This window comes from Sphingobium quisquiliarum P25, from assembly GCF_000445065.1.
Taxonomy (GTDB): Bacteria; Pseudomonadota; Alphaproteobacteria; order Sphingomonadales; family Sphingomonadaceae; genus Sphingobium; species Sphingobium quisquiliarum.
Genome location: NZ_ATHO01000121.1, coordinates 1 through 22,825, shown reverse-complemented (window position 1 = coordinate 22,825; position 22,825 = coordinate 1). Strand labels below are relative to the sequence as shown.

26 protein-coding genes and 1 pseudogene are annotated in these 22,825 nt (G+C 64.3%); 15 read left to right on the top strand and 12 right to left on the bottom strand.

All coding sequences use genetic code 11. The features are described 5' to 3' along the window. Positions 1-54: 54 nt before the first annotated feature. A complete protein-coding gene (locus tag L288_RS35210) occupies positions 55-819 on the bottom strand; it encodes an IS6-like element IS6100 family transposase (RefSeq protein WP_001389365.1) in 765 nt (254 codons plus the stop codon). Then, complete coding sequence (locus tag L288_RS43920) at positions 785-1,018, bottom strand: autoinducer binding domain-containing protein (protein ID WP_236613039.1); 234 nt, start codon at positions 1,016-1,018, stop codon at positions 785-787. Before L288_RS43920 ends, L288_RS35210 begins: the two co-directional genes overlap by 35 nt. On the opposite strand from L288_RS43920, the gene L288_RS43915 reads away from it, so the two are divergent. Beyond that, positions 950-1,279 carry a hypothetical protein gene (locus tag L288_RS43915; RefSeq protein WP_021238869.1) on the top strand — a complete coding sequence of 110 codons (330 nt, stop codon included), beginning with the start codon at positions 950-952 and terminating at the stop codon, positions 1,277-1,279. The genes L288_RS43920 and L288_RS43915 overlap by 69 nt on opposite strands. Positions 1,280-1,350: 71 nt before the next feature. Continuing rightward, complete coding sequence (locus L288_RS42500; RefSeq protein WP_013039076.1) at positions 1,351-1,920, top strand: hypothetical protein; 570 nt, start codon at positions 1,351-1,353, stop codon at positions 1,918-1,920. Here L288_RS42500 and L288_RS35195 read toward each other — a convergent pair. Together L288_RS35195 and L288_RS35190 are read right to left on the bottom strand one after the other, a co-directional pair. Next, complete coding sequence (locus L288_RS35195) at positions 1,855-2,709, bottom strand: methyltransferase family protein (protein WP_007683381.1); 855 nt, start codon at positions 2,707-2,709, stop codon at positions 1,855-1,857. The genes L288_RS42500 and L288_RS35195 overlap by 66 nt on opposite strands. Next, positions 2,706-2,969, bottom strand: a complete 264-nt coding sequence (locus tag L288_RS35190) for a DUF2933 domain-containing protein (protein ID WP_007683380.1) — start codon at positions 2,967-2,969, stop codon at positions 2,706-2,708. The genes L288_RS35195 and L288_RS35190 overlap by 4 nt, the downstream gene beginning before the upstream one ends. 252 nt (positions 2,970-3,221) lie before the next feature. On the opposite strand from L288_RS35190, the gene L288_RS35185 reads away from it, so the two are divergent. The 4 genes from L288_RS35185 to L288_RS0121815 all read left to right on the top strand — a co-directional run bounded on the left by L288_RS35185 (position 3,222) and on the right by L288_RS0121815 (position 8,308). Further along, positions 3,222-4,670 (top strand): MBL fold metallo-hydrolase RNA specificity domain-containing protein, encoded by a 1,449-nt coding sequence (locus L288_RS35185; RefSeq protein WP_031304554.1) that lies wholly within the window; start codon positions 3,222-3,224, stop codon positions 4,668-4,670. Then, positions 4,667-6,205: a thymidine phosphorylase family protein gene (locus L288_RS35180; RefSeq protein WP_004212749.1), complete on the top strand. Its 1,539-nt coding sequence runs from the start codon at positions 4,667-4,669 to the stop codon at positions 6,203-6,205. Before L288_RS35185 ends, L288_RS35180 begins: the two co-directional genes overlap by 4 nt. After that, positions 6,202-7,110, top strand: a complete 909-nt coding sequence (locus L288_RS35175) for a ribose-phosphate pyrophosphokinase (RefSeq protein WP_004212748.1) — start codon at positions 6,202-6,204, stop codon at positions 7,108-7,110. Before L288_RS35180 ends, L288_RS35175 begins: the two co-directional genes overlap by 4 nt. Before the next feature lie 562 nt (positions 7,111-7,672). Further along, positions 7,673-8,308 (top strand): response regulator transcription factor, encoded by a 636-nt coding sequence (locus L288_RS0121815; RefSeq protein ID WP_007683376.1) that lies wholly within the window; start codon positions 7,673-7,675, stop codon positions 8,306-8,308. A 26-nt stretch (positions 8,309-8,334) separates the two neighbouring features. Here L288_RS0121815 and cueR read toward each other — a convergent pair whose 3' ends face one another. The 5 genes from cueR to copC all read right to left on the bottom strand — a co-directional run bounded on the left by cueR (position 8,335) and on the right by copC (position 13,232). Beyond that, on the bottom strand, positions 8,335-8,733 hold the full coding sequence (cueR, locus tag L288_RS35170; RefSeq protein ID WP_021238867.1) for a Cu(I)-responsive transcriptional regulator: 399 nt from the start codon (positions 8,731-8,733) through the stop codon (positions 8,335-8,337). Next, positions 8,730-11,087, bottom strand: a complete 2,358-nt coding sequence (locus tag L288_RS35165) for a heavy metal translocating P-type ATPase (protein WP_021238866.1) — start codon at positions 11,085-11,087, stop codon at positions 8,730-8,732. The genes cueR and L288_RS35165 overlap by 4 nt, the downstream gene beginning before the upstream one ends. A 107-nt stretch (positions 11,088-11,194) precedes the next feature. Further along, a complete protein-coding gene (locus L288_RS35160) occupies positions 11,195-11,869 on the bottom strand; it encodes a class I SAM-dependent methyltransferase (protein ID WP_017501308.1) in 675 nt (224 codons plus the stop codon). Between the two features lie 36 nt (positions 11,870-11,905). Next, a complete protein-coding gene (copD, locus tag L288_RS35155; protein ID WP_007406374.1) occupies positions 11,906-12,850 on the bottom strand; it encodes a copper homeostasis membrane protein CopD in 945 nt (314 codons plus the stop codon). Between the two features lie 4 nt (positions 12,851-12,854). Further along, complete coding sequence (gene copC / locus L288_RS35150; protein ID WP_007406420.1) at positions 12,855-13,232, bottom strand: copper homeostasis periplasmic binding protein CopC; 378 nt, start codon at positions 13,230-13,232, stop codon at positions 12,855-12,857. A 132-nt stretch (positions 13,233-13,364) separates the two neighbouring features. Between copC and L288_RS35145 the strand changes: the two genes are divergently transcribed. From L288_RS35145 to L288_RS35105, 9 genes are all read left to right on the top strand, one after another. Next, the gene (locus L288_RS35145) at positions 13,365-13,637 is read left to right on the top strand and encodes a hypothetical protein (protein WP_007406394.1); all 273 of its coding nucleotides are present in this window, start codon (positions 13,365-13,367) and stop codon (positions 13,635-13,637) included. Further along, complete coding sequence (locus L288_RS35140) at positions 13,637-14,074, top strand: periplasmic heavy metal sensor (RefSeq protein WP_031304553.1); 438 nt, start codon at positions 13,637-13,639, stop codon at positions 14,072-14,074. Before L288_RS35145 ends, L288_RS35140 begins: the two co-directional genes overlap by 1 nt. After that, positions 14,071-14,637, top strand: a complete 567-nt coding sequence (locus tag L288_RS35135; protein ID WP_007683367.1) for an RNA polymerase sigma factor — start codon at positions 14,071-14,073, stop codon at positions 14,635-14,637. The genes L288_RS35140 and L288_RS35135 overlap by 4 nt, the downstream gene beginning before the upstream one ends. Before the next feature lie 66 nt (positions 14,638-14,703). Further along, a complete protein-coding gene (locus tag L288_RS35130; RefSeq protein WP_021238864.1) occupies positions 14,704-16,632 on the top strand; it encodes a copper resistance system multicopper oxidase in 1,929 nt (642 codons plus the stop codon). Continuing rightward, on the top strand, positions 16,629-17,816 hold the full coding sequence (locus L288_RS35125; RefSeq protein WP_021238863.1) for a copper resistance protein B: 1,188 nt from the start codon (positions 16,629-16,631) through the stop codon (positions 17,814-17,816). The genes L288_RS35130 and L288_RS35125 overlap by 4 nt, the downstream gene beginning before the upstream one ends. 90 nt (positions 17,817-17,906) lie before the next feature. Continuing rightward, on the top strand, positions 17,907-18,380 hold the full coding sequence (locus L288_RS35120; RefSeq protein WP_013039091.1) for a DUF305 domain-containing protein: 474 nt from the start codon (positions 17,907-17,909) through the stop codon (positions 18,378-18,380). 58 nt (positions 18,381-18,438) lie between these two features. Continuing rightward, positions 18,439-19,974: a two-component system sensor histidine kinase NtrB gene (locus L288_RS35115; RefSeq protein ID WP_021238862.1), complete on the top strand. Its 1,536-nt coding sequence runs from the start codon at positions 18,439-18,441 to the stop codon at positions 19,972-19,974. Beyond that, complete coding sequence (locus tag L288_RS35110; protein WP_013039093.1) at positions 19,964-20,587, top strand: response regulator transcription factor; 624 nt, start codon at positions 19,964-19,966, stop codon at positions 20,585-20,587. Before L288_RS35115 ends, L288_RS35110 begins: the two co-directional genes overlap by 11 nt. Before the next feature lie 81 nt (positions 20,588-20,668). Further along, complete coding sequence (locus tag L288_RS35105) at positions 20,669-21,076, top strand: response regulator (RefSeq protein ID WP_007683354.1); 408 nt, start codon at positions 20,669-20,671, stop codon at positions 21,074-21,076. Between the two features lie 62 nt (positions 21,077-21,138). On the opposite strand, the pseudogene L288_RS35100 reads toward L288_RS35105, so the two are convergent. The 3 genes and pseudogenes from L288_RS35100 to L288_RS35090 all read right to left on the bottom strand — a co-directional run. Then, positions 21,139-21,453: pseudogene (locus tag L288_RS35100) on the bottom strand (CorA family divalent cation transporter); the annotation flags it as partial. A 401-nt stretch (positions 21,454-21,854) separates the two neighbouring features. After that, the gene (locus L288_RS35095; RefSeq protein ID WP_004212690.1) at positions 21,855-22,136 is read right to left on the bottom strand and encodes a type II toxin-antitoxin system YafQ family toxin; all 282 of its coding nucleotides are present in this window, start codon (positions 22,134-22,136) and stop codon (positions 21,855-21,857) included. Then, positions 22,123-22,386: a type II toxin-antitoxin system RelB/DinJ family antitoxin gene (locus L288_RS35090; protein ID WP_004212689.1), complete on the bottom strand. Its 264-nt coding sequence runs from the start codon at positions 22,384-22,386 to the stop codon at positions 22,123-22,125. The genes L288_RS35095 and L288_RS35090 overlap by 14 nt, the downstream gene beginning before the upstream one ends. Positions 22,387-22,825 lie beyond the last annotated feature (439 nt).

The window sequence follows — 22,825 nt, the reverse complement described above, 5'->3', positions numbered from 1 at the left end:
GGCTCTGTTGCAAAGATTGGCGGCAGTCAGAGGTAGGCTGTCGCTCTGCGCCGATCAGGCGGCTGCTGCGAAATGGTGGTTGAGCATGCCCATGGCCTCCGTCAGCGCCGAGGGCCCAATGCCAAAAGCTCTCTCCACAAGGCGCACCTCGCCCCTGATGCCGGGCTGCAGGCACCAGGGGCGAGCCTGTCCTTTGCGCAGGGCTCGCATGACTTCGAATCCCTTGATCGTGGCATAGGCCGTGGGGATCGATTTGAAACCGCGCACCGGCTTGATCAGTATCTTGAGCTTTCCGTGATCGGCCTCGATCACGTTATTGAGATACTTCACCTGCCGGTGGGCCGTCTCCCGGTCCAGCTTTCCTTCGCGCTTCAATTCGGTGATCGCTGCACCATAGCTCGGCGCTTTGTCGGTATTGAGCGTGGCAGGCTTTTCCCAGTGCTTCAGGCCTCGCAGGGCCTTGCCCAGGAACCGCTTCGCTGCCTTGGCGCTGCGGGTCGGCGACAGGTAGAAATCGATCGTGTCGCCCCGCTTGTCGACTGCCCGGTACAGGTAGGTCCACTTGCCCCGCACCTTGACGTAGGTTTCATCCAGGCGCCAGCTCGGATCAAAGCCACGCCGCCAGAACCAGCGCAGCCGCTTCTCCATCTCCGGGGCGTAGCACTGGACCCAGCGATAGATCGTCGTATGGTCGACCGAAATGCCGCGTTCCGCCAGCATTTCCTCAAGGTCGCGATAGCTGATCGGATAGCGACAATACCAGCGCACCGCCCACAGGATCACATCACCCTGGAAATGGCGCCACTTGAAATCCGTCATCGTTCCGTCCGTCCAATCTCCGCCAAGCATGCTCAAGCTTCACGATTTTTGCAACAGAGCCTTCGATATAGTGGCGTTCTTCTAGAACTTCCTCGAGCCAGGCCGACGGATAGGTTGTGAGGAACAGGCTTTGCTCGTCGCCGCGCCGAAGGTCGATATTGTGAAGCAGCGTGAACCAGCGGAAGCCAAGATCGCGCACGGCGGCATCGATCGTGCCATGCAGATCGCCAAGGGTTTCAGCACGCTGACAGTCCGTCGCAAAGCGCGTGAGATCATCAAGGCGGCCGCAGTCTTTTATCCTGTTCGCCATAGGCGACGGAAGCTCGTTCGCGAGGAGACGGCTCGTCCACACCTAAGCGGCGAGCGCCATGATTATCAGGATGAGTTGAGAACGATTCGCAACAATCTACGATTAGAATGGATCGCCTATGACACTTTATCCGCCGGCAAAGTGTCATAGCTGACAACCCGTCTGCGGCCGCCGATTTGGGATTCACATTGATCCTGCTTTGTGCTTGATTCCATCATGTTATGTTTCATGCAGGCAAGCCTCTTGAACCCTCCATTGGCTGTGATGTCGCGGCCGTGCTCGAGACGCTGGCGACCGTATCGAGCCGGCCCCGTTATGCCTTCATGCTGCTCAACCTGATCGCCCAGGTGGCGGGGCCAGATGGAAGCGCCGGTCCCTGGGTCAGGCGGAACGATGGGCTCGTTTCCCTGCGCGATTGGCTATGCGACGCATTGACCCCGATGGCCCAGCGTGGTCCGCGCAGCATTACGCTGGCCGAGCGGGTCGAGAGCGACCTCGCTAGAAACGGACTGCTCCCCGGCGATCCGGAGAAAAGGCGCGGCGTGATCGCGGAGGAAATGCGGGCACGCATTCGCACAGCCGGCAAGAGTAATCTCAGTCGCGCCGTTTCCGAACTGGTGAATGCAGGCCTGCTCCGCCGACATTATCAGGGCTATCGCGTCGACCATCGGAACCGTGGCGGCCAGCGCCACGCCGTCTATACCTTGATCGGCGATGCTCTGCGTCTAGTGCCGGGCATCAGCTCCACACCGAATCTGCCCGTGCAAGGCGAACTTGCCCTCCCAAGATGATTGCGCAGTCGAACCGGGATTGCTGCAGTAGTGTGCTGTGAGGTCGGGTAACGATGTCCGAATAATAAGGCCAGTCAGAACGTCAGCATTGACCTTGCCGGCAATTACATCAGCCATTCCCGTCAAGGATCGCCATGGCCTTCTTCGACGCGAATGGATTGTCAGATTCGGAATGAAGCCGGGCACGCGAGCCATATAATCGCGGTAAACCTCGCCGAAGTTGGCTAGCGCCTCCTTTTCCTCATGCCGAGCCAGCCGAATATACATCACGACGAGCACCGGAAACATAGCAAGGGTCAAAAGGGTCGGCCATTGTAGCAAAAAGCCGAGCATGACGAGAATGAAGCCGACATATTGCGGGTGCCGGATCCGGGCATAAATCCCAGTAAGGGCCAATTGGTGTTTGCGCTGACTCAAGTGAAGGGCCGTCCATGCAACCGAGATCAGCCAGTAACCCACGCCGATCAGCACAAAGCTGGCGATGTGGAATGGACCGTAATGGGGATTAACTCGCCAGCCGAACATCATCTCCAGGAGATGTCCAGCATCGTGGCTCCACCAGTCGACAGCGGGGAAATACGACTGGAGCCACCCCGAAAGCACGAAGATCGTGAGCGGGAAGCCATACATTTCCGCGAAGAGCGCTATGATGAAAGCGCTGAACGCCCCCAAACTGCGCCAGTCTCGTTTAGTTGCCGGCTTGAAGAAGCTGAACGCAAAGAGGATGAAAACGGCGGCGTTAACCAGCGCGAGCCCCCACAGACCATAGCCATAGTCGGCGTGCGTCATCGCGACTCTCCTTCGATGCGGCCGTTGGGATTGGCCGGTAAGCCGGCGGGTGCCTGACCGGGCTCATGGCCATGCTGATGCCCACCATGGCCGCGGTGCATGAACAGGTGCATGAGCGGGCAGGCGAGCAGGATGAGATAGGGCAGCACACCCAGGAAGTGCGCGGTATGCTCGGTGAGGAGGAAGAAGCTAGCGACGAGCAGGAAGCCGATCAGAACGATCTTGCCGCGCTTGCGCATGCGATGGTCATGTTCGCCCATATGCCGTCCTCTTCTGGTCAACGTCCGGGCAGCATAGGCTCGAGTCCAAGGAGCAAGGTATAAGTAGAGACCGAAGTCCCCCGGGCATCGCGCAGGCATGGGTAAGGCGATCGATGGGATCGGCCATCGGCGTTCGGGCGACGCAGCTGTCGGGGAGCAGCAGTCGTGCTGCGGATTTTGCGTATAGGCGTGCGGCGTCCGCGAACCAATGCTGCGCTCACGAACATAATCGTGAGAGGCAGGCCCGCGTCCATGCAAAAGAGAAAGAAACGGCACCATTCCCGCGTGACCATCTTCGAGCGTGAAGCAAGGATCGATCTGGCCAAGCGCCCGGCCGATGGTCTCGGCGTTGCCTTTCTCGGCGCATCGGGAACGGTCACAGGGTCGCGTTATCTGGTGGACGATGGTGAAACTCAGATCGTGGTCGATTCCGGCCTGTTTCAGGGACCCAGGGATCTGCGCCGCCTTAATTGGGCATCGATCCCACCCGAAGTCGCGGATGTCGGCCAGGTGCTGCTGACCCACGCCCATCTCGATCACTCGGGCGCACTACCGCGCATGGCGCGCCTGGGCTGGGACGGGACCGTCCTTGCCACGCGGGCGACCGCGGCCCTGTGCGAGCTCCTTCTTCCCGACAGCGGCCATCTGCAGGAAAAGGATGCGGAGTTCGCCAACCAGCACGGCTTCTCCAGGCACCAGCCGGCGCTGCCCCTCTACACCCAGGCCGACGCGCGTCTGGCATTGCAGCTCTTCCGCCCGATCGAGTTCGGAGCGTGGCATGCAGTCACGGACGGCATCAGGGTGCGCTACCATCGCGCCGGCCACATCCTCGGCGCGGCGTCGATCGAGATCGACTGGAAGGGGCGGACAATCCTCTTCTCAGGCGACATCGGCCGTTACGGCGATGCGGTGATGAAGGATCCCGAGCCGCCCGCGCGCGCCGACTATGTCCTAGTGGAATCGACCTATGGCGATCGGCGCCACGAGCAGGTCGATCCGACAAAGACGCTTGGAGATCATGTCGAACGATGCGTCGAGAGAGGCGGGACGGTGGTGATTCCGGCCTTCGCCGTGGGACGGGTTCAGTCGCTTCTCTATCATTTCTCGCGTCTGCGCGCGCAGGGACGCCTCCGCGACATCCCGATCTTCCTCGACAGCCCGATGGCGATCAACGCGAGCGGGCTGATGTGCGATTTCATGGACGAGCATCGCCTGGCCCGCGCCGAGTGCGAAGCGGCGTGCAGCGTCGCGCACTATGTGCGCGAAGTGGAGGAATCCAAGGAACTCACCGCCAACCCCGCTCCCAAGGTCATCATCTCGGCCAGTGGAATGGCAACGGGCGGCCGCGTGCTCCACCATCTCAAGCGCTTCGCGCCGGATGGGAAGAACCTCATCCTCTTCTCAGGCTTCCAGGCGGCGGGCACCCGCGGCGCCGCCATGATCGGGGGCGCCCGGACGATCAAGATCCACGGCGAGTATATCCCGGTCGAAGCCGATGTCGCCAACCTGACGATGCTTTCGGCGCATGCCGACAGCGACGAGCTCATGCGCTGGCTCGGGTCGCTGCAAGAGCCCCCGCGCCATGTCTATGTCACGCATGGCGAGCCGACCGGCGCCCAGGTCCTGGCGAAGCGTGTCTCGGAGGATCTGGGCTGGGCATGCAGCGTACCGGCGCTGGGTAGCTGGGGCATGCTCGCGTGAAGCCCGGGATCATCGAGGACGCCGAAGTAGAGCCTGTCGCGACGACGCTGCGGGCACACCGCCTCGGCCTGTCGGCTGCCGGAGGTGATCTGATCGCGGTCATGCGCCAAGACTGTCCCGTCTGCCGCTCGGAAGGTCTCGCGTCGCGCGCGCAGGTCGCGCTGCACGCCGGCGGGCGGGAAATCGTCGTCTCGCTGCTGCACAGTTCCGCGGAGGCTCCAGCGCCCGGCGAGATCGGCCTGTCCGAATCCGCATGGCGGCGGCTCGGCGTCAGCGAGGGCGATCCGGTCGAGATCGCGCACGCCCAGCCTCTCGCCTCGCTCGCCGAAGTGCGTCGGCGCATCTATGGCAATCGTCTCAGTGAAGGGGCTTTTTCAGCGATCATGACCGACATCGCCGAGCGACGCTATAGCGATGTCCATCTCTCGGCGTTCATCACGGCATGCTCAGCGGTCCCGCTCGATACGGACGAAACGATCAGCCTGACCAGGGCGATGGTCGATGTCGGCGAGCGATTGCAGTGGTCCGGAGCGGTCATCGTCGACAAGCATAGCGTCGGTGGATTGCCGGGCAATCGCACCACGCCGATCATCGTCTCGATCATGGCCGCGGAGGGCCTGATCATGCCCAAGACATCGTCGCGGGCGATCACCTCGCCGGCCGGCACGGCGGACACGATGGAGGTGCTTGCACCTGTCGACCTCGACGTTTCCGCCATCCGCAAGGTGGTCGAGCGCGAAGGCGGCTGCATCGCCTGGGGCGGCGCCGTCAATCTCAGCCCGGCCGACGATGTGATCATCGGCGTTGAACGAGTGCTCGATATCGATGCCGTAGGGCAGATGGTCGCCTCGGTGCTGTCCAAGAAAATCGCGGCCGGTGCGACCCATCTGGTCATCGATATCCCGGTCGGGCCGACCGCCAAGGTACGCGGAACCGATGCCGCCGATACGCTCGAGCGCGCGCTGAGCTCGGTCGCCCAAGCCTTCGGGCTTCGCACGCGCGTGATGCGCGGCCCCGGCGCGGAGCCGATCGGACGGGGCATCGGCCCGGCGCTCGAGGCGCAGGATATCCTTGCCGTCCTCCAGGGGCAGCCGGGCGCCGAGGATCTCGCCCACCGGGCCTGCGAGCTGGCGGGAGGACTGCTTGAGCTCGCTGACGCGGCCCCGGCCGGCGAAGGCTATGCGCGTGCGCGGGCGTGTCTCGAAAGCGGCGGGGCCTGGGCCAAGTTCCAACGTATCTGCGAAGCGCAGGGCGGCATGCGGGCTCCACCGGTCGCCCGGTTTCAGCAGGATATGATCGCTCCCTATAGCGGCCGCCTGGTGAGTATCGACAATCGCAAGCTCGCGACGGTCGCGAAGCTCGCCGGCGCGCCGGTGGCCAAGGCCGCTGGCGTCGCACTGCAGTGTCGGCTGAACCAGATGGTGGATGCCGGGGCTCCCTTGTGTAGCATTCATGCCGAGAGCCCGGGCGAGCTCGACTATGCGGCGGCCTATGCCGTGAGCGACGGGCCGATCTTCGGGATTGAAGCGCTATGAACCGTCCCGTCCTGTTCGCGCTGCCTGGCAGCGAGGCCCTGGCACAGCCGCTATCCGCCGCGCTCGATGCAGAGGTCGGCACGATCGAGCATCGTCAGTTTCCTGACGGGGAAACCTATCTCAGGGTCGGAAACGACGTCAGCGACCGCGAGGTCATCCTGCTGTCCAGTCTCGATCATCCGGACGCCAAGCTGTTGCCGCTGCTGTTCGCAGCCGACACCGCGCGCGATCTTGGCGCTCGCAGGATCGGGCTCGTCGCCCCTTACCTCGCTTACATGCGCCAGGACATACGCTTCCATGCCGGCGAGGCGGTGACGTCGCGAACCTTTGCTGCGATCCTGTCTCGCCATCTCGACTGGCTGGTGACGGTCGATCCGCATCTCCATCGCTACCATGAATTGTCGGAAATCTACCGCATCCCAACCCAGGTTGTTCATGCCGCGCCGTTTTTGGCCTCGTGGATCAAGCGCAATGTCGCTCGCCCGCTGATCATCGGTCCGGACCTGGAAAGCGAACAGTGGGTCTCGCAGGTGGCGGCCGATGCCGATGCTCCGTTTCTCGTGTGCGAGAAAATCCGATCCGGCGACCGTCACGTCACCATCTCGATTCCGAATGCCCCAGCGTTTCTCGATCGCCAGCCGGTGCTGGTCGACGATATCGCCTCATCCGGTCGGACCCTCACCGAGGCGGCGCGCCAACTGGTCGGCATGGGGTTCGCGCGACCGGATTGCGTGGTCGTGCATCCGCTTTTTGCCGGCGATGCAGCGCAGGTTCTGGGTGGGCTTGTCGAAAGGATCGTCAGCACGAACGCGGTTGCACATGCGTCGAATGATATAGACGTCATGCCAGCGATCGCGGAGGCCGTTCGCCACCGGATTGAATGGCGTGCTGCGCGTCAGTTCTAAGACGGAAATGAACGCCCGGCAAACGCTGTGCGCGTCCTCATCCATTGACCCTAAACGAGTCCGAACCAATCTCCTGAGATCTCCCTTTCGGAGAAAATCGCGGCAGGGAAGGAGGATATGTCGTGTCGCACACACGCTCGTTCATCGATCCCCTCGACGTTGCTGGGCACCTGAAGCTTGAGCCCGAAGTAAAGCGCGCCACCCTGCTATCCTGGGCGTCCGATCGCGCAGCCGTCAAGGGCCAACCCGCCCCCCTCGCCCGCCGGGCGCCAGTAACCCGCTGCCGGTCGACGATGTGATGGAAGCGTAGCGATGGCTCGATCGCGCCGAGGGCGGCGCGGGCAACTCGCATGCATCGTCCGGAGCAGAGACCCGGCAATGAGCCGCAGCGACCGCGGCATTGGTGTGAGCGGAGTAGCCGAACCCTCACAGTTTCGCTGTCCTTCGCCGTTTTGCCTCGCCAAATTTTTACTCTTGACCTGGGACCATAGTCCAACGTGCAGAGAAGTATCCCTTGAAGCGCTGCCCTCGCGGCACTGCGTATTGATCGATCTCGGGGGCTATGGGGAACAAGCGCGTCGTGCATATCGTCGATGACGAAGAGACAATACGAAAAGCACTAAGTTTCACGTTGCGGACCGCAGGGTTTGCCGTAGAAGCCTACGCTTCGGGGCCGGAGTTTCTGTTGAGCGCAGAGGACGCCGAGAAAGGCTGCGTGGTTCTCGACATGCACATGCCCGACATGGACGGCCTGCAGGTTCAGGCGGAGCTGACGCGACGCGGTATCGACATGCCCGTCGTGGTGCTGACGGGCAATGGCGATCCTACGCTCGCCGTACAGGCGATGAAGGCGGGCGCTGCCGACTTTCTCGCCAAACCGGTCGAGAAGGCCGCATTGCTCGGCGCGATCGACCGCGGCTTCAGCTGGCTTGAGAGTATAGCCCGTCGTGCCTCCGAACAGGCCGACGCTCTTTCGAAAGCCGCGAGACTGACGCAGCGCGAACGGGCCGTTCTGAGAGGAATTTCGCGAGGCTATCCAAATAGCCTTATCGCAGATGAACTCGGCGTCACGTCGCGCACGGTCGAGCTGCATCGGGCCAGTCTGATGATCAAACTCAACGCGCAAAGCCTGCCCGACCTGTTGCGGATCGCTTTCGCCGTCGACCTGCACGAATCGACCGAAAACGGGCACCCCTAAAATTCTCGGCCGTGCGATGCCGGATGCTATGCGGATCGGGCCGCGGCCAGTTCGGCGATGATCGGACAATCCGGCCGCTCGTCGCCTTGGCAGCGCTCGGCCAGGTCGATTAGCGTGTCGCGCAGCGCCGTCAACGCCTCGGCTTTGCGCTGAAACTCATCGGCGCGGGCAAGGGCAAGCCGCTTCACCTCCGCGCTGGCACGGCCGGTATCGGCCCAAAGGCTGAGCAACGTGCGGATCTCCTCGATCGGGAAGCCGAGATCGCGGGCATTGGCGATGAACCGCAGGCGATGGAGGTCACTCTCGCCATAGTCGCGATAACCCGCTCCCCGGCGCGGCGGCGCCGGGATGAGGCCGATCTTCTCATAATGGCGGATCATCCGCTCCGAGACCCCGCTTTGCTTCGACGCCTCCCCGATGTTCACAGCGCTTTCCGGTTGAGGCGCAGCGCGTTGGTGACCACGCTGACCGAGGAGAGCGCCATGGCGGCGGCCGCGATGATCGGCGAGAGGAGGATGCCGAACAGCGGATAGAGCGCGCCCGCCGCCACCGGCACCCCGGCGACATTGTAGATGAAGGCGAAGACCAGGTTCTGGCGGATGTTGGACATGGTCGCCTGGCTCAGCCGCCGTGCCCGCACGATGCCCATGAGATCGCCCTTGAGCAGCGTCACGCCCGCGCTCTCGATCGCGACGTCGGTGCCCGAGCCCATGGCAATACCGACATCGGCGGCAGCCAGTGCGGGGGCGTCGTTGACCCCGTCGCCGGCCATCGCCACCACGCGCCCCTCGCTTTTCAACCGCGCGACGACGGCACTCTTCTGGTCGGGCAGTACCTCGGCTTCGACATCGTCAATGCCGAGCCGCCTTGCCACCGCCTCTGCTGTGGTGCGGTTGTCGCCGGTCAACATCACCACGCGAATGCCTTCGGCCTTGAGTGCGGCCAGGGCCTCCGGCGTCGTCTGCTTCACGGGATCGGCGATTGCAAAGGCGCCGCCGACGGTGCCGTCGACGCCGATGAAGATCGCGGTGGCGCCATCCCGGCGCAGGGCGTCGGCCTGCTCCGCCAGCGCGTCGGTTGCTATGCCCTCTTCCGAGAGGAACCGCGCATTACCGAGCACGATCCGGCGGCCGTCGACGGTGCCGAGCGCGCCGCGTCCGGTGGGGGAATCGAAGTCGGTGACGTCGCTCGTGGGGATGCCGCGATCCTTGGCGGCCTCGACGATCGCCAGCGCGAGCGGATGCTCGGAGGCCCGCTCGACCGAGGCGGCAAGCCGCAGCAGTTCGGCTTCGTCGAAGCCGGGCGCCGGCACGATCTGGGTGACGGCAGGCCGGCCTTCGGTCAGCGTGCCGGTCTTGTCGACGACGAGCGTGTCGACTTTTTCCATATGCTCGAGCGCTTCGGCATTCTTGATGAGGACGCCGAGCCCGGCGCCGCGGCCAACCCCGACCATGATCGACATCGGCGTGGCGAGACCCAGTGCACAGGGACAGGCGATGATCAGCACGGCGACCGCCGCCACCAGCCCATAGGCGAAGCGCGGCTCGGGGCCCCAGATACCCCAGGCGATAAACGCGACCACCGCAACCGCGATGACCACGGGCACGAACCAGCCCGACACCTGATCGGCCATGCGCTGGATCGGCGCGCGCGAGCGCTGCGCCTCGGCGACCATCTGGACAATCCGCGCAAGCATGGTGTCGCGTCCGACCTTGTCGGCGACGATCACCAGCGCACCGGTCTGGTTGAGCGTGCCGCCGATCACCGTGTCGGCCTTGGCCTTGGTGACGGGCATGGATTCACCGGTGACCATCGACTCGTCGAGCGAGGAGCGGCCGTCCTCGACTACGCCGTCGACCGGCACCTTCTCGCCCGGCCGCACGCGCAGGCGGTCGCCGACCGCGACCAGATCGAGACTGATCTCCTCTTCGCTCCCGTCGGCGGCGATCCGGCGCGCGGTCTTGGGCGCGAGGTTGAGCAGCGCCTTGATCGCGCCCGAGGTCCGCTCACGCGCGCGCAGTTCGAGCACCTGGCCGAGCAGCACGAGAACGGTGATCACCGCGGCGGCCTCGAAATAGACGGCAACCATGCCGTCCTCGCCGCGGAAGGCAGGCGGGAACAGCTGAGGCGCGAGCGTCGCGACGACGCTGTAGATCCAGGCGACCCCCGTCCCCATCGCGATCAGGGTGAACATGTTGAGGTTGCGGGTCTTGAGCGAGGCCCAGCCACGCTCGAAGAAGGGCCAGCCCGCCCAGAGCACGACGGGTGTCGCCAGCACGAACTGGATCCATACCGAGATCGACATCGGCACGAGGCGATGGATCGCGGGAAAGAGATGCGCGCCCATCTCGAGGATCAGCACCGGGAGGGCCAGCATCAGGCCGACCCGGAAGCGCCGTGTGAAATCGACCAGCTCATGGCTGGGGCCGCTGTCGGCAGTCACGGTCGCGGGCTCGAGCGCCATGCCGCAGATCGGACAGGATCCGGGATGGTCCTGCCGGATCTCTGGATGCATCGGGCAGGTCCAGATCGTGCCTTCGGGCGCCGCGACCGGCGGCGCTGGCGGGCCGAGATAGCGCTCGGGATCGGCGATGAATTTGGTCCGGCAGCCCGCGCTACAGAAATGATAGCGTTCACCGCCATGCTCGGCTTGATGCGCCGTGGTCGCCGGGTCGACGGTCATGCCGCAGACCGGGTCCTTGACGCCGGTCGCCGCTTTCGCGGCGCTGTGGCCGCCGCAGCAACCGCCGCCATGCGCCGCTCCATGTGTCTCGTTCATCGCCTTGCTCCTTTCGACGCCTGACGATCTAGGGTCTGACACCGTGTCAGGGTCAATACGTAATCGCCTAAGCGGACAAATCGGCGGGCCCGTTCGCCTGGCCGCCATCAGCCAAGGTCATTGGCAACCGTAAGGCCGTGGTCCTGCGCCGGTCGATGCGCCGTAAACAAGTCGATCGCGCCGGTGATGGTCAAAAGCCGAAACGTCTCGGCCACATGCCTGAAGCCGGCCGCCGCGATCAGGCCGGGGAGCACGCCGTCGGCATTGGGCCGGGTATCATCGATGCCATCGAGCCGCTGCACGGTCAGGCGGAAGGCAAGCCGCATGAAACCCTGCTGGCGGCCATAATCGGCGATCACCAGGCGCCCACCCGGGCGCAGCATGGCGAACATGGCGCGCAGGGTTGCCGCCTTCTCCCTGACCGGCATCTGATGCAGCACGAGACTCGACACGACAGCGTCGGCGGTACCCGGGGCCACGTCCCTGGCAAATCCCTGACGCCAGTCGATATCGGCCCGCCGCACAGCGGCCTTGTGCCGCGCGATGTCGAGCGCCTCGGCATCGGGATCGAGACCGATCACCTGCGTCCTGGGCTCGGCTTGCTTGAGCATCAGCGCGAAGCTGCCGGTGCCACAGCCGACGTCGACGACCGTCTCACCGGCTTTGGGCGCCAGGGCGGCGAGCATGGCGGCACGCCACCGCTTCTCCCGCGTCCACAGGCGGATCGCGCGATCATAGTCTTTCGTCGATCCGGTCCCGAGGGGCGGGGTGTAGGATTGCATAGGCTTCTCCCAACGCGAGGCGTCCGAAACGATAAGCTACATCGACATGGGCGGCGATAGTGTCCCCAGCCAGGCGACGAGCCCGAGAATGACGATCGCAAGACCGCCTTCGACGACGAGGCTCGCGCGCAGCAGCGCCTGCGCCCGTGGCGCGTCCTCTTCCTCGATCGCCTGCGCAAGTGCCGGGGTCAGGCGATAACGGTTGAGCGCGGCCAGGCCCAGCATGCCGGCGAACAGCAGCAGCTTGGCGATGAGCAGCAGGCCGTAGGTCGACTGCCCGAGCGAGGCGATGTTGCCCGGACCGACGAGGAACCAGCCGTTCACCGTCCCGGTCAGGATCAGCAGGGCGACGATGATCGTGCCGACGAGGGAGAAGCCCCGCAACGCTTCCTCGGCGAGCGTGACCCGGTCCATGTCTTGAGCGGCGAGATCGTCGGTTGCGAGCCTGGGAAGTACCAGCGCGAGGAATGCGGCAAGCGCGCCGACCCAGGCGCCGGCGGCGAGCAGATGGATGAGATCGGCCCCCAGTTGCAGCCAGCCCGCCTCGCCTTCGCCAGCCGCGCCATGCCCACTCCAGGCGAGGGTCGCGAGTGCGACCGCGCCTGCCAGAGTGGAGGCGATGAAGGCAGGACGGGATTGCCGGCGATAGAAGGGGATGGAGAGCAGAAGAACGAGGAGCGCGACGAGGCGCGCCTTCAGCGCCGTTCCCATGGACGTGCCGTTGAACAGCTCTGCGACCATGGAAAGATCAGGCTGGGTGAGCGGCAGCCCGGTCATGGCCGCTGCCTGCAACGCGAACCCCAGCGCCGACAGCAGGAGGGCGAGACAGGCGAGACCGGCCACCATTGCTACCATCGGCAGATGCCGCTGTACCATCCGGCCGCCGCCGGGCGCATAGAGCGCGAACAGCGGCAGGCCGAACAACAGGCCGAGATCGACGTAGAGCGCCCAGCGGACGGCGACGAGTGCCACGTCGTTCATGGCGTCACTTGACGGTAAAGGCGAGATTGCCCTGGATGCGGTGCGTGTCGGTCGAGACGACGTGCCAGGCGACCTGATAGCTGCCCGCCATGAGCGGCTTGGCGAGCGTCAGCACGAGCGTCTTGTCGCCTTCGACGGACGTCTTGAAGCCGGTTACCGCCATGCGGTGGTTGGGCATGCCGGGCATGCCGGTCATCACGATCTCGGCGCCCGACAGCTTCGGCATCAGACCTTCACTGAAGGTGAGCGTTATACGCGACGGCGCCGGGACGCTGGCGTTGGCGGCGGGCGTCGAGGACACGAGCTTGGGATGGGCGTAGGCCGGAGCCGAAACACTCAGGCCGACGGCGGCGATGGCTGCGAGCGGCGAAAAGAAGCGCATTTGGACATTCTCCTGTCAGTGACATGAGAGAATACGCAGCCGCGACCTGCACCCCTCGCAATTTTCTTTTTGTTCCCGGACAAGGGTTGCCGGACCATCCTGCGTATTGAGAAGTGAAGACGGAGAAACATCATGGACCACCTCGACGACATGCTCAGCCGGTTGCGGGAAGCGCCGCTCGATCCCCGGCTTGCCGGGCTGGACAGCCGCGTCATGGCCGAGATCGCCCGGCTCCAGGCCATGCCCCGCCTGAGCGCCACGACATTCGGTATCGCCGCGGCAGCAGCCTTGTTCCTGGGAATTGCCGGCTCGGCCGTGCCTGTGCGGTCGACCGAAGCCGGGCCGATATCGCCCTTTGACGCGCGGCTCGCGCTCGCTCCTTCGACGCTGCTGAGTTCACAATGATGCGCGACCGCCGGCTCCTGCTCCTCGTCCTGCTGACCTTTGCCGCGGCGATCGCCGGTGTGGTCATCGGCCGCGTCTATGTGGTTCCGGTGCGCCCGGTCGAAAATGAGTTGCACGACCTGCTCCATCGCGATCTGAAGCTGGACACCGCGCAACATAGCCGTCTCGAGACGATCGAGAAGAACTATGCGATCCGGCGACAGGCACTGGAGGCCGAACTGCGCGCCGATAACGCGCGGCTCGCCGAGGCGATCGAGGCGGAGCATGGCTATGGTCCTCGGGTTGCAGGGGCGGTGGATCGCTCGCACCAGGCGATGGGCGCGCTGCAGAAAGAAACACTCGAGCATATCTTCGCGATGCGGGCCGTGCTGCGCCCGGATCAGACGGACAAGTTCGACGACGCCGTGGTGAAAGCGCTGACGGCCAAATCCGAATGACCGCGTGCCTCCCCGACTGCTCGGACGGGGAGCTCGCGGCTCTGGCGCTTGGAGGCCGGCAAGCGGCCTATGGCGAGCTGGTCCGCCGGCATCAAGGTTGGGTTCACCGGCTCGTGCGCAGCCATGTCGGATCTATGGATGAGGCATTGGATGTCACCCAGGCGAGCTTCGTCGCGGCCTTTGCCGCACTCAACCGCTATGACGTAACCCGACCCTTCCAGGTCTGGATGTCCCGGATTGTCATCAACAAATGCCATGACTGGCGGCGTCGGCGAGCGGTTCGAAATTTCTTTGCCCTAGCCCTACCGCTCGGCGAGGCGGACGGCGTCGCCGACGACGCACCGCTGCCCGATCAGGCGATCGGGGCCGAACAGCAGCTCGCGCAAGCAATGAAAGCGATTGCTGCCCTGCCGTCTTCCCTCAAGGACACGCTTATTTTGCGTACGATCGACGAGAAATCGGAAGCTGAAACCGCCGAAATTCTCGGGATCAGCCAGAAGGCGGTCGAAACGCGCCTCTATCGAGCTAGGGCACGCCTTTCGGAAATATTAAAGAAAGTTTGAGGGGGATGAGGCCATGCTGCGTATTCCCAATAGGTACGCCCTCTTTCTTAAAGCTGAGACAACCGAATGATTTCTGCTCTCGACCGCCGCCAGTTCCTCCGCGGCGCGGCCCTCGCCGGCGGCGGCGCCGCCTTGTCAGCCTGGCTGCCGGCCTGGGCGCAGACGATCTCGCCGGGGATGCGACCGACGCTGCCGACCGTGTCGGGCGAAGACATCACGCTCACCATCGCCCGGCAGTCGATGACCATCGACGGGCGCAAGTTCCGGGCAATCGGCCTCAACGGCACGGTCCCCGCCCCGCTGATCCGGCTGCGCGAGGGCCAGCGCGTGCGGCTCAACGTCATCAATCAGCTGGAGGAGGACAGCTCGATCCACTGGCACGGGCTGATCCTGCCGGCCAATATGGACGGTGTGCCGGGCGTGTCTTTTCCGGGCATCAAGCCGGGCTCGAACTACCTCTACCAGTTCTCCGTCGTGCAAAGCGGCACCTACTGGTACCACAGCCATTCAGGCCTGCAGGAACAGGAAGGCCATTACGGCCCGATCATCATCGATCCCGCCGGTGCCGATCCGGTCGCCTATGACCGCGAGCATGTCATCGTGCTCGCCGATCACAGCGCGCTCTCGCCGCAGGCGATCTTCCGGCGCCTCAAGGCCAACCCCGGCCATTTCAATTTCCAGCGCCAGACCCTGGCCGGGCTCCTGTCGGGCAAGGATCAGCCGCTCAAAGACCGGCTCGACTGGGGCCAGATGCGGATGGACCCGGCCGACATCTCCGATGTGACCGGATCCACCTACACCTATCTCGTCAATGGCCATGGTCCGATGGACAACTGGACCGCGCTCTTCACCCCGGGCGAACGGGTGCGGCTGCGGGTCATCAATGCGTCGGCGATGACCACCTTCAACGTCCGCATCCCCGGCCTGCCGCTGACCATCGTCCAGGCCGACGGGCAGAATGTGGTGCCGGTCACCGTCGACGAGTTCCAGATTGGTGTTGCCGAGACCTACGACGTCGTTGTCAGCCCAGGCGATGACAAGGCCTACACCCTTGTCGGCGAGGCGATCGACCGCTCGGGCATGGCGCGTGCCACGCTCGCGCCGAGGGCCGGCATGGCCGGCGAGGTTCCCCCCTTACGCAAACGGCCGCTCGCCGACATGAAGGACATGGGCATGGACATGTCCTCGATGCCGGGCATGGAAGGCATGGACATGTCGGGCGGCGCTATGCGGGGCGTCGATCCGACGGCCGAGAAGAACGCGTCCGCGCGCCTCGCGACCGGCGCGGCGGCAGCGATGGCGACCATGGACAATAGCGCCATGGCAGGCATGGATCATTCGGGGATGGATCATGGATCGATGGCCGGCATGGACCACGGCGCGATGGGCGCCGATGGCCAGATGGCGGGCATGGATCATGGCGGGCACGCGATGGGCTCGATGAAGATGCGCGACTTCTCGAACGCGCCGCAGGTGAAGCGCGACCCGAGCGTCCAGACCATCTCGCCGATGCCCGTCGACCGCACCGGCGAGCCCGGCCAGGGCCTCGCCGACGTCGGCCACAAGGTGCTTGTCTACAGGGACCTGATGGCGCTCGATCGCAATCCGGACGTGCGCGCGCCGAGCCGCAGCATCGACATTCACCTCACCGGCAACATGGAGCGGTTCATGTGGTCGTTCGACGGCGAAAAAATGTCGGACCATCACGAGCCGATCCCCTTCATCGAAGGCGAGCGGGTGCGCGTCAATCTCATCAACGACACGATGATGGGGCATCCGATCCATATTCACGGGCATTTTTTCGAGCTGGTGACGGGGCATGGCGATCATGCGCCGCGCAAGCATACGGTGATCGTCCAGCCCGGCGGCAAGGTGACCTGGGACTTCACCGCCGACGCGGTCGGCGACTGGGCCTTCCACTGTCATCTCCTCTACCACATGCATGCAGGGATGATGCGGGTCGTGAGCGTCCGTCCGAAGGGAGACGCGCAATGACCCGCATCCTCACGCCGCTGGTGAGCGCGATCGCCCTTCTCTCCGCCGCGCCCGCCTTTGCCCAGGATCATTCGATGCACGACATGCCCGGCATGACGCCGCCGGGCGGGGCGCGGCCGGCGCAGGAGAAAAAGAAGGACAAGGCCGCCGCGCCGCGCCCCAAGCCCGCTACCAGGCCGCGCGCTCAGAAACCAGCGCCGGGCACCATGCCGGCAATGGACCATTCGCAGGACCAGGCCAGTCCTGCGCCACAGGCAGATGCCGCCGGTCAACCGCAACCCGCTGCTCCCGCGATGGCGGAGATGCCGGGCATGGACCACTCCCGGCATCAGGACGGCGCGATGCCGGACATGCCCGGGATGGACCATTCGCAGCATGGCCAGACCGCCATGCCCGGAACCTCCGCCATGCCCGGCATGCAAATGACCGGCACGGCGCTTCCGGCCGGCAATGCGCCCCCGCCGCCCCCCCCCAGCGACCACTTCGCCGATCGGGATTTTCCCGGCGGCGAGATGGCGCGCTCGCGCGACATCATGATGAAGGACAGCGGCGGCAACAATTTCGGGCAGGTGCTGCTCAACCTGTTCGAGTATCAGGCGCATAGCGGCCGCGATGGCTATCGCTGGGATGGCGAAGGCTTTTACGGCGGCGACATCAACCGCCTCTGGCTCAAGAGCGAGGGGGAAGGCGAGTTTGGCCGCGGGATCGACAGCGCAGACGTCCAGGCCCTCTATAGCCGCGCCATCGACCCCTATTTCAACCTTCAGGCCGGCGTCCGCCAGGACTTCGGCCGCGGGCCCAACCGCACCTATGCGACCGTTGGCGTCGAGGGTCTGGCTCCCGGCATGTTCGAGGTCGAAGGCGCGCTGTTCCTCTCGACCAAGGGCGACCTTCTGGGCCGGGTCGAGGGCTATTACGACCAGCGCATCACCCAGCGCCTGATCTTGCAGCCGCGCGCCGAGGTCAATTTCGCCGCGCAGGATATTCCGGAGAACGACATCGGTTCGGGGCTGGTCAACATAGAGCTCGGCGCGCGCCTGCGCTATGAGTTCAGCCGCCAGTTCGCACCCTATATCGGCGTCTCCTATCTGCGCAAAGCCGGCGACACGGCGCGGCTGTCGAGGCTTGCCGGCGAGGACGTCCATGCGACCAGCTTCGTCGCCGGCGTTCGCTTCTGGTTTTAGCATCAGGACGGCTGATGGCGGGGGCGAACAGGAGAGCGGGGCGTTACACTCATACCAAGGTCGGCCGGCGCCGAGCGAAGGAGATACGCCATGGACCATTCGTCCCACATGAACACCCGGAAGATGGGCGCCTATTGGAGCCTTGCCGTTCAGACCGTCATCAGCGGCGTCATCATGTATCTGGTGATGTTCGTCATGATCGACGGGCTCGACAGCTTCTACAACAACCTCAACATGCTCTACATGACGCTGATGATGGTCGCACCGATGGTAGTGCTGATGATCCTCGCCATGCGGCACATGTTTGCGTCGAAGGCCGCCAACATCGCGCTGATCGCCGCCTCGCTGGTCGCCTTCTTCGGCAGCTTCGCGCTTATCCGCACCCAGACCACGATCGGCGACACGGCCTTTCTGCGCTCGATGATCCCGCACCATTCCGGGGCGATCCTGATGTGCCAGGAAGCAAAGCTCAGCGATCCGGAAGTCATCCGGCTCTGCGAATCGATCAAGCGCTCGCAGCGGCAGGAAATCGACGAGATGAAGGCCATTCTCGCGCGGCGCTGAGCGGCTCGGTCGGGCTACGCCCGGATACGCGCGCCCGGCCAGGCATGTGAGCCGGCCGATGGTCGACACGAGGCGCGGGGCGGACGAGATTGCAAGCGACGTAGCGCGGCTTGCGCTGCTGTTCCTGCGACAGGCTGGCGGCCACGTCCTGACGCTGCTCGATCCTTCCGGGATCGTGCTGAGCTATAATGAAGAAGGCGAGCGTGCCGAATGCTGGCCGCTCGATCGCGTCCTGGGACAGCCCCACGACCTGTTCTACCCGCCCGACGAGATTGCGGCGGGGCGTCCAGGCGCAGACCTGGCGGCCGCCCTTCACGAGGGCACGCTGGAGCGCGAAGCGTGGCGGGTCTGCGAGAACGGCGCGGAATATCTGGCGCGCCTGACGATCACCGCACTGTTCGAAGGCGACACACATCGCGGCTTCGCCTGCATCAGCCGCGATGTCACCGACGAGGCGGCGGTCCGCGCATCGATCGAGACCCGCGAGCAGCATCTGCAATCGATTCTGGCGACGGTGCCGGATGCGATGATCATCATCGACGAGACCGGCGCCATCACGTCGTTCAGCGCAGCGGCACAACGCCTGTTCGGCTACAGCGAAGCCGAGCTCGTCGGCCGCAACGTCTCCTGCCTTATGCCCCAGCCCGATCGCGACCGTCACGACGAATATCTCGCGCATTATCTGCAGACCGGCGAGCGCCGGATCATCGGCCTCGGTCGCGTCGTGGTCGGCCAGCGCCGCGACGGCTCAACCTTCCCGATGCAGCTGTCGGTCGGCGAGGCCGGTGAAGACGGGCAGCGGTTGTTCACCGGCTTCATCCGGGATCTCACCGCCAAGGAGCAGGATGAGCTCAGCCTCAAGGAACTGCAGGCAGAGCTGGCCCATGTCTCCCGGCTGAGCGCGATGGGCACGATGGCCTCGACTCTTGCCCACGAACTCAACCAGCCGCTTGCCGCGGTCGCGCTCTATCTCGAGACGATCCGCGACATGCTCGACGAGCGGGACGACGAACCCTTCGTGTCGCTGCGGTCGGTGATGGATGATGCCGCTCAGGAAACGCTGCGGGCCGGCCATATCGTCCGGCGCCTGCGCGATTTCGTCGCCCGTGGCGAGGTCGACAAGAGCCTCCACGAGCTGCCGCAGGTCATCGCCGAGGCGAGCCAGCTCGCGCTGGTCGGCGCACGCGAGCGCGGCATCCGCAGCTTCTTTGCGGTCGATCCCGCCGCGACGCCGGTCCTCGTCGACAGGGTGCAGATCCAGCAGGTGCTGGTCAACCTGATGCGCAATGCCATCGAGGCGATGGCGGAATGTCCCGTTCGCGACCTCAAGGTGGCGACCAGGTTGCGCCCTGACGGGCTGATCGAGGTGACCGTGGAGGATACCGGCCCCGGCATCGCCGACGAGGTCCGCGAGCAGCTCTTCACGGCGTTCAACTCGACAAAGGCCGACGGCATGGGCCTCGGCCTTTCGATCTGCCGGACCATCATCGAAGCGCATGGGGGCCGTATCTGGATGGAGCGCCCCGACCGCGGCGGCGCGCGCTTTCATTTTACCTTGATCCATGCGCGGGCGGAGGAGGAACATGGGGGATAGACGCGTCATCCATCTGGTCGACGACGAGGAGAGCATCCGCAAGGCGGCGAGCTTTGCGCTCAAGACCGCGGGCTACGACGTCGTGACCTATGCCTCGGGCGTGGAGTTTCTCAAGGAGGCGAAGTCGGCGGCCGTCGGCTGCGTCATCCTTGACGTGCGCATGCCCGAGATGGACGGTCTCGAGGTTCAGGCCGCCATGGCAGCACGCGGGGTCAACATGCCGGTCATCGTCCTGACCGGCCATGGCGACGTGTCGGTTGCGGTGCAGGCCATGAAAGGCGGCGCGGTCGACTTTCTCGAGAAGCCCTTCGAGAAAGCGGCCCTGCTCGGCGCCGTCAGCCGCGCGTTCGCACGTCTCGACGATGTCGACCTTCGTACCCTGGAAACGTCCGAAGCAGGGGTGCGGGTCGCTGCACTGACGCCCCGGGAGCGGGAAGTGCTCGAAAGGCTGGCGAACGGCCTGCCCAACAAGACGATCGCCTATGACCTGGGCTGTTCATCGCGAACGGTCGAGGTCCATCGCGCGAGCCTGATGGCCAAGCTCGAGGTCCGCAATTTGTCCGAAGCCCTGCGGATCGCCTTTGCCGCGGGCATGGGCCGCAAGCCGAAGTGACTGCGACCTCTACGTAGCGACGGGACGGGGCGCGATATGCGATCGATGGTGCAATCGTCACACGGGTGTCCGCTTCTCGCAATGCCATCGGTCCGTTCCACTCAGCATGATGGCAGATACACCATCCTCGTCTCCGACGACGATCCCGGCGTGCGGCGTGGCCTCCAGCTGCTGCTGAGATCGCGCGGCTATGCCGTGTGGGGATATACGACCGGCCACGCGCTGTTGGCCGACCCCCGCGCGAAGGAGGCAGACTGCGTCATCCTCGACTATCGCATGCCCGACATCGACGGATTCGCGATGCTGCGTCACCTTCGCGAGATCGGATGGTCGGGACGCGCCATCATGATCTCAGGCTTTCACGACACGCTGCTGGCCTGGCGGGCCGCCGAGGCGGGCTTCGATCACGTTCTCGCAAAGCCTTTGATCGGCAGGGCTTTGCTCGATGCGTTGGACCGGCACCGCGCCGAGGTTCTGCGAAAGCATTGAGTTATGGCGGCCGGCCCCCGGCAGCCTCAGCCCGGCGCGATGTGGAAAGCCGATCTGCGCCGTCAAAGCCAGTGGCTACGTTTGAACCGGATGTAGAGCCCAATGCAGACCGCAGCGATGACGCCGAGGATGACGAAATATCCCCATTGCGTCTTCAGTTCGGGCATATTCTCGAAATTCATGCCGTAGATTCCGGCAATCGCGGTAGGCACCGCGAGGATCGCGGCCCAGGCGGCAAGCTGACGCGTGATCGCACCCTGGCGCTGCTGTTCGAGCAGGTGACTCGCCTCGAACACCGAGATCAGGATGTCGCGGATGCCGGTGATGGCGCTCTCAACCCTGAGCATGTGATCGAGCAAATCACGGAAATAGGGTTTCCTTCTCACGATCTGGCTTTTGAGCCATTCGAGCATGGAATCTTTTGCCATCATGGGCGTCGTCGTCGCTCTCGGCAGCATCGTCTACCGGGCCAGCATCCGCCGGTCATCAACGTAGGGGTCACGACGGTGGAGCGAGCGGTCGGCTCTTCAAGCCCAACGCGATCGGCTCATTTCTCGCTCACCAGTCGTGAACTAACGGCAAATTTGTCAGAATTTGAGGGTGAAAGTGATTTATGGCCCTCATTTTTGTTTCAAGCAGCGCCTGCCGAATGCATCTCTGCGATTGATGTCTTCTGCAAAAGCTTGTTGGCATCGGATGCTCGCTGATCACACCTAACCCGTAATCGTGCCTCTGGCTGACATTCCCGACAAACGTATAAGCTCGCCATGCGCGGGCGTCACCAACCCAATTCCGCGTGCGATCCCAAGCGCACAAGCTGCAAGGTGTCGTCATCGGGCTTGCGGTAAATCAGCACGAGGTCGGGCTTTATGTGGCAATCGCGATGGTCGCGCCAGTCGCCGGTCAGCGCATGGTCGCGGTGGCGCGGTTCAAGCGGCTCGTCGGATGCCAGCGCCTCGATGATCGGGATCAGGTCAGCGTCCAGCGTCTTGGCGTGCTGCCCCTTCTTCTCCCGCTTGTAGTCGCGCTTGAACCGCCCGAAGCGTTCAATCGTCCGCATTGAGGTCGGCCATCAGGTCGACCACCGTGGCGAACCGCTTGCCCTTTCCCTCGCGCGCTTCCTTCATGGCCTCGATCGTCTCGGCATTGGGCACCAGCGGTTCAAACGGCAAGGCCTTGTCGCGGGCAACGCGGGTCAGCATCAGGCGCACGGCATCGGAGACGGTCAGCCCCATAGCAGCCAGCACGGTCGCGGCTTCCTCCTTCACCGCTCCGTCGATCCGGGTCTGCACAAGAGCGTTTGCGGCCATGTCGATTTCCTTTCTGCATGACGATGTAATGCAAGCGAACGCAAAGTGCAATCAGGCAAAGCCCCGGCTATCGACATGGCGACCGGGCTTCGCGTTTTTCACCTTCAATGCTGTGAGTGCCATCGGTTCGGGGCCCTGATCGGGAATGTTGGGGCCGTTCTCACACTTTCGGTGGGCAAACGGTCCCACAATCGTTCCCACATTTTGGGCCAAATTCAGGCAAATCAGGGAGACGACCGCGAACAACTTACAAGACAAATCGTTGCTTTTTCAGTGTAGGTAGGGGTAGGGACGCCATCAGCTCGCTTGACACAAGGTTCTACACTCGACAGCGGGGTCCTCTACCACCGGGCAATTCTGCAGGATGCTGCAAACCGCGCGATATCAATGGCGGGCGAAAATTCGCGGACCGGCGCTGCCGAAGGCCACCACCGTATAG